We start from the raw sequence: 6,916 nt of genomic DNA, 5'->3' as shown, positions 1-6,916 counted from the left end.
GCGCCGGGCCGCGGCTCAGGTCGAACGGCCGGCGCCGCTCCGATCGGCAGATAGCGTCGAATTCGGTGGGCGCCGCGATCCGTTCCGACCACGGCAGCCTCGCCTCGGACGGCACGATCTGCACCGGCCTGGCCACGTCGCGGTCCCAGAACACCGCCCGCAGGTTCGGGTGCCGCACCAGCATGGCCTCGGCGCTGCGGCGCAGCAACCCGACGTCGACCGGGCCGTCGACGTCGACCACGAACTGCATGCTGTAGGGGTCGGTGCCGCCGGCGGCCAGTTTGTGCAGGGCGAACAGCCCCTCTTGCAGCGGGCTCAGCGCCAGAACGTCGTCGATCTGGGCAGCGGTCGCCCTCACGCCCGCTCGTCCCAGGCCGCGGCGAGCCGGGCCAACTCGTCGGCGCCGAGGCCCGATGTGCTCATCGGTGGGTACTCCCGGTCCGGGGCTGCCGGTTCGCCGGCGTTCGCGGAGTCGGTAGCGGCGGCCAGCTCCCCGATCGTCAGGTGCTCGAACACCATCGCCGGTGTCAGGGCAAGTCCGACCTCGCTGGCCTGGGCCGACCATTTGAGGCAGATGATGCTGTCACCGCCGAGGGCGAAGAAGTTGTCGTCACGGCCGACGCCGCTGATGTCGAGCAACTGCTCCAGCAGGGTGATCAGCACCCGCTCGGTCTGCGCCGAACCACCCGGTACCGGCGGCCGATCCGCGGCGGCGGGCGGGGCCAGCAGCGTCGCCAACACGCCGGCCGGCAGTAGCTGCAGCGTCGACACCGGCCGGTCCGGTGTCTGTTCGAACGCGGCCAGCACGGCGTCGAACGCCTCGGCGATCAACTGGACCGTCCGCGTTTCGTACAGGTCGGCGTTGGCGACCACCCGCACCTCGAGCGCCCCGTCCGACGTCACGGTCAGGCCCAGGTCCAGATCGAGCAGTGAGACGTCGAAATCGACCGGCAGTGCTACGACGGTGGTCTCCCCGGTTTCGGTGAGGTCACGCGGTGCCACCGCCCAGTCGGCACCGCGGAAGTGGATCATGTTCTGGTAGAGCGGATTCCGGAATTGAGAGCGCACCGGCCGCACCGCCTCCACCACCCGCTCGATCGGGGCTTCCTGGTGGGCGAACGCGTCGAGCACCAGGTCGCGGCTGCGAGCGAGGATGATACGCGGCGTTGGGTCGCCGGATAGGTCGTTGCGCAGCACCACCACGTTGGCGAGCAGGCCGACGACGTTGGCCGTCGCCGGTTCTACCCGGGATGTGACCGGGGTGCCCACCGCGATGTCGAGTCCACCACCGAGGCTGTGCAGCAACACCGCGACGGCGGCCTGATACACCATGAATTCGGTGGCGCCGCTGTACTCACCCAGCCGCACCAGCGCCGCGCGCCGGGTGGCCGGCAGCGTGAAGTGCACCACCCGGCCGCGCTTGCCGACCAGCGGCCGGCGCTGGTGATCCGCGCCGATGTGGATCTCGTCGGGCAGGCCGGCCAACGCGTCGCGCCAGTACGCCACCTCGTCGCTTCCCCAGCCGGCCGGGGTGTCGAAGGCGTCGCGCTGCCACAGCGCGTAATCCGCGAACTGGATCGGCGGCGCGGGCCACTGCGGCGGCTGCCCGGCCAGCCGGGCCCGGTAGGCGCCGATCAGCTCGTCGAAGACGATGCCCAGCGAAACATGATCGCAGACCAGGTGATGCACGATCGCGAACAGCACGTGGACCTCGGCGTCGACGGCCAGCAGCTTCGCCCGGATCAGCGGCCCGGACTCCGGGGTCAGGACATGGCGGCGCAGCTCGGCGATCACCGCGTCGACCCGATCCGCGCCGACGTGCTCGACCGGTAACTCCAGGTGCAGTTGCGGATGCACGAACTGATACGGAACACCTTGGTGTTCACCGAAATTGGTCCGCAGCACGTCGTGGCGCGCCACCACGTCGTTGAGTGCGTCGGCGAGCACTGCGGCATCCAGTCGGCCACTGATGCGCAGCGCGAACGGCAGGTTGAAGCCGTCGCGGGCACCCTCGATCCGGTGCTGGAACCATCCGGCCAGTTGCGAGTACGACAGCGGGATGTGTTGCGGGCGAACGGCGGCGGCGACGCCAGGACGCCCCACCGCGTCCCCGGCGGCGCGCACGGCGTCCGAGGCGGCGTCGAATCCGTCGTCGAACTCCAAGCCGTCCAGATCCAGGCCGAACTCGGCACGGAACTTCTCCACCAGCTTTGCGGCCAGCCCGCCGGGAGTCGGAGTGTCGAAGACCGCCCGCACCGACAGTTCGACACCGAATTCGGCGCGCAGCGCCGCGACCAGCCGGGCGGCCAGCAGCGAATGGCCGCCCATGGCAAAGAACGAGTCCTCGGCACCGACCCGCTCGCGGTCGAACAGCCGGGCGTAGATCGAGCAGATCCGCCGCTCGGTCGGCGTCGCCGGCTCACGGTAGGCGCGTTCGGCGACCGCGGCCGCCGCCGGCAGTGCGGAGCGGTCCAGCTTGCCGCTCACGCTCAGCGGTATCTCCGGGACGACCGCGAATGCGCTGGGCAGCATGTAGTCCGGCAGCCGCCGCGCCGCATATGTGTGCACGTCGGTGACGGCCAACCCGGCTGCCGGAACCAGGTATGCGGTCAGCACCGGCTCCAGCCCGCCGTTGCCGGCGACGGCTGGCACGGCTGCGACGGCGCACTGCCGCACCGCCGGATGCGACGCCAGCACCGCCTCGACTTCGCCGAGCTCGATGCGGAAGCCGCGAACCTTGACCTGGCCGTCGGCCCGGCCGACGAACTCTAGCTCCCCGCTGGTATTGCGGCGCACCAGATCGCCGGACCGGTACAGCCGCATTCCTCGGTTGAACGGGTCGGCGACGAACCGTTCGGCGGTCAACCCGGGGCGGCCCTGGTAGCCGCGCGCCAGCTGCCTACCGCCCAGGTAGAGCTCGCCCACCACCCCGGTGGGCACCGGCTGCAGCTCGGCGTCCAGCACGTAGGTGTAGACGTTGCGGTTGGGTACCCCGATCGGCACCACGTCGGTCCCGTAGCGCCGGTCCACCACCTGGTGTGTCGCACAGACCACCGCCTCGGTCGGCCCGTAGTGGTTGCGCACCTGGGCGTCGAAGTGGCCGCCGCACGCGTCGGCCACCCGCCCCGGCAGCGCCTCGCCGCCCACCGGCAGGCGCCGCAACCGTCGCCAGCGCGGATCCGGCGGCAACCCCAGCAGGGTGTCCAGCAGCGAAGGCACCATAGGCATCACGGTGATGCCGCGGCGCTCGACCAGGTCGGTCAGGTATTCAACATCTGCGAACGCATCCCGTTTGGGCACCACCAGCTGGGCGCCGACCGACAGCGTCAGGAACATCTCCGGCAGCGACGCGTCGAAGCTCACCGGCGAGACCTGCAACAGCCGGTCATCGGCGCTCATGGGCCACTCGGCGTGGAAACCGGCCAGGTGCTCGGCGATCGCGGCGTGCGCGACGGCCACGCCCTTGGGCCGCCCGGTGGAGCCGGAGGTGTAGATGACGTAGGCCAGGTTCGCCGGGAGCAGTGGGCGGATGCGGTCGGCGTCGGCGACGGCGACATCCGGGAGCTGCTCGGCCGCCCGCTCCGCAGCATCGAATTCGTTTCGGTCCAAGATGATGCGGGGCTCGCTGTCCGAGACGAGGTAGTCGATCCGGTCGGCCGGGTAGGCGGGGTCGATCGGCAGGTAGGCCGCGCCGGCCTTCCACACCGCCAGCGCCGCGACGACGAACTCGACCGAGGCGCTCATCGCCAGCCCGACGAGGTCCTCGGTGCCGATCCCCGAGCCGATCAGCCAGCGCGCCAGCCGATTAGCGCGGCGGTGCAGCTCGGCGTAGCTCAGCTCCGCGTCGTCGGCGGCCACCGCGACCGCATCCGGTGCGGCGGCGGTCGCTTCGAGCATCGCCACCATCGTGGTCGCCGCAGTGGCGACGAGCTCACCGTGCGACTGCGCCAGGATCGCCGCCCGCTGGTCGGCACCGAGCATGTCCAGCCCATGCAGGCGACGTTCGGGGTCGCCGAGCGCACTGTCGAGCAGCTGGAGGTAGTGCGCCGCCATCCGGCCGACGAGCATGCCGGTCAGCGCGTCGGTCTGATACTCGAACTCGGCGAGCGTACCGTCGGCATCGTCGACGATCGCCAGCGCGAGCGGAACCCGCGCGCTGACCGCGCCGAGGTCGAGCTGTCGCACGATGACGCCGTCCAGCGTCAGTGCGCTGACGCTCTTGCGCATGCTGAAACCCAGTCGGACCAGGTGGTCCAGGCCGTCGCGCCCGCCTGCGCGCACCGGGTTGACCTCGCTGACCACGCGGTCGACGCCGACGGACTGGTGGGCGTACCCGTCCAGGCAGATGTCCCGGACCCGGTCCACCAGGCAGGTGAACGTGTCGTGCGGCCCGGCGGTGATGCGCAGCAGCAGGGTGTTGCCGAAGTAGCCGATGGCGTTGCGGGCCGTCGCGCTGCGCGCTGTCACCGGTACGGCCACCAGGAAATCCGCTGCCCCACTGTAGCGGCGGATCAGGGCGCCGAACGCCGCCAGCAGCACCATGAACGCGGTGGCAGACCGCGCCCGGGCGAAGCCGTCGACCCGGCGGCGCAGTTCGGCGGGCACCGTCCGGCTCCGACGTTGCACCCGCCGGGACGGGTCGGCCGGCGGCAAGCCCGCCGCCCGCGGCAGCTCCGGCGGTTCGGGCAACGGCCGCAGGGTGTTTCGCCAGTATTCGACCTCGGGCTCGGCGGGTTCGGCGGCGTTGTCCACGCCGCAGACGCCCACGTACTGCGGCGCTCGATCGCTGGGCGGCTGGCCGCGGTAGGCAGCGTCGAGCTCGGTGAAGAACACGGCCCAGCAGTCGTCGTCCCAGCAGATGTGGTGCACGACGAGCAGCAGCACGACGTCGTGCGGGCCGGTGCGGATCACGGCCACCCGCAGCGGCAGCTCCCCGGCGAGGTCGAAGGGTCTGCCGAACTCGCTGCGCGCCAGGGCGTCGACCCGGTGCGCCTGCTCGGTCGCCGGCAGGCCGGAGATGTCATGCTCGCCCCAGGACACCTCGGCGTGCTCGCGGAACACCTGGTAGGGCTCACCGTCGGCGTCGGTGTGGTAGGTGGTCCGCAGCACGGTGTGGCGCTCCACCACGTTGCCGAGCGCACCGCGCAGCCGTGCTTCGTCGAGGTCGCCGGTGAGCCGATAGCCGACGCAGATGTTGAGCGTGCTGTCGTCGGGCTCCATGGTCTGCAGGAACCACATCCGGCGCTGGCCGGCCGAGAGCCGGTAGTGCTTGCCCGCCCGCAACGTCGCAAGCTCGGCAGCCCCGGTACCCGCCGCCAGGCCGCTTTCGGCGATGCGGCGGCGCACCAGCTCCCGCCGGCGTTCCTGCACGCTACGGTGATCGCCTACCGAGTCCATCATCTCGTTAGCATAGGCTAGGCTAACAGGCTGGAGAGTTGGGTGGGCCCCCGCCCGGCCGGAAGGCGCAACGGTGAGCACACTGGACCTGCGGCAACGTCGTATCATCTTGGACCATACAGAATTTCGGGGGGAGTTCGCGCTGCGCCGGCTCGATCCGGCCCGCGACCTCGAGCTGGTGCATTCCTGGATGAACGACCCCGAGGTGGCCCGGTTCTGGAAGATGCCGTGGCCCCGGGACCAGATCGCATCCTACCTGCAGCGGCTGCACCGCAGTGCCCACTGCACCGCCTATTTGGGCGACCTGGACGGCACCCCGATGAGCTACTGGGAGCTCTACCGTGCCGACCTCGATCCGCTCGCCCGGCACTACTCCGCCTGTGACCACGACACCGGCGTCCACGGGCTGCTCGGGCCGGCCTCCTACCGGGGCCACGGGCTGGCCGTAATCCTGATGGAAGCGATCACCGGCTGGCTGCTGGATGCCGACCCGAAGGCCGGCCGGGTGGTCACCGAGCCCGACATCGCCAACGAGCGGGCAATCCGGATTCTGCAGCGAGCCGGCTTCCACCGGGCCGCAGTCGTCGACCTGCCGAACAAGCGGGCCGCTTTGATGATCCGCGACCGGGAGCAACACTGACTACAAGTTATGTTAGGCTTTGCTAAGTTACTGGGTCGGCCGGGCCCGGTGCAGCCGGGCAATCGAGAGGTGGTGCCCCGTGCCGCGCAGCTTGGGCTGGATGAGGCAGTTCCATGGTGCGAGTGCGCCCGATCACCTTCCGCTGCTGGTCTTTCCGCACGCCGGATCGGGGGCGTCGGCCTACCGCGACTTCGCCAAGGTGCTCAGCAGCACGTTCGACGTGGTGGTCTTTCAGTACCCGGGCCGCCAGGACCGGGCGGCCGAAGCTCCGCTGCTCACGCTGCCGGCGATCGCGGCGGGGGCGTTCGACGAATTCACCGCGTCTCAGCAGAACCGCGGCGTCCCGATCGTCACCTTCGGACACAGCATGGGCGCCCTGGTCGCGTTCGAGTTCGTGCGGCTCGCCGAAGCCAACGGCCTGCAGGTGCGCCAACTCAACGTCTCCGCGGCGGTCGCGCCCTGCCGCGTCGCCGCCAAACCGCCGCATCCGAAAGACGACGAACAGATCCTCGACCAACTGGCGAGGATGGAAGGCACCGACACCGACGTGTTCACCAACCGTGAGCTGATGCGGCTGGCACTGCCGGTGCTCAAGGCCGACTACCGGGCCTTCGACGGCTACGACTGCGCCGACGACGCCCAGGTGGCCGCACCGGTGCACGCGATGGGCGGCGACCGCGACCCGTACGTCACACTGGGTGATCTGTACGGGTGGGGCAAGCACACCGAGGCCCTCGACGTCACGCTGTTCGACGGCGGGCACTTCTACCTCAACGGCCACATCGACGCGGTGTCAGAGTTGTTGGCGTGAGTGACGTCGAATCTGCAACCCCAGCAGCCGATCCGGTCGTCATCGCCGGAATGGCCGTCGAGGCGCCC

At 70.4% G+C, this 6,916-nt stretch carries 4 protein-coding genes; 2 read left to right on the top strand and 2 right to left on the bottom strand.

Annotation, left to right across the window (positions count from 1 at the left end; genetic code table 11):
* Positions 1-358, bottom strand: a 358-nt coding sequence (locus tag AC2VON_RS01015) for a condensation domain-containing protein (RefSeq protein WP_486951280.1), incomplete at its 3' end; no start/stop codon positions are given.
* Positions 355-5,400, bottom strand: coding sequence for an amino acid adenylation domain-containing protein (locus tag AC2VON_RS01010; RefSeq protein WP_486951279.1), 5,046 nt, complete (start codon positions 5,398-5,400; stop codon positions 355-357). The genes AC2VON_RS01015 and AC2VON_RS01010, both read right to left, overlap by 4 nt.
* Positions 5,401-5,470: 70 nt before the next feature.
* Here AC2VON_RS01010 and AC2VON_RS01005 point away from each other — a divergent pair, with 70 nt between their 5' ends.
* Positions 5,471-6,037, top strand: a complete 567-nt coding sequence (locus AC2VON_RS01005; RefSeq protein ID WP_486951278.1) for a GNAT family N-acetyltransferase — start codon at positions 5,471-5,473, stop codon at positions 6,035-6,037.
* A gap of 79 nt (positions 6,038-6,116) precedes the next feature.
* The gene (locus tag AC2VON_RS01000; RefSeq protein WP_486951277.1) at positions 6,117-6,848 is read left to right on the top strand and encodes a thioesterase II family protein; all 732 of its coding nucleotides are present in this window, start codon (positions 6,117-6,119) and stop codon (positions 6,846-6,848) included.
* Positions 6,849-6,916: the final 68 nt, after the last annotated feature.

The sequence above is a fragment of the Mycobacterium sp. TH-M82 genome (assembly GCF_057473605.1).
The sequence above is the reverse complement of the archived record's forward strand: the minus strand, read 5'-3'. Positions and strand labels throughout refer to the sequence as shown.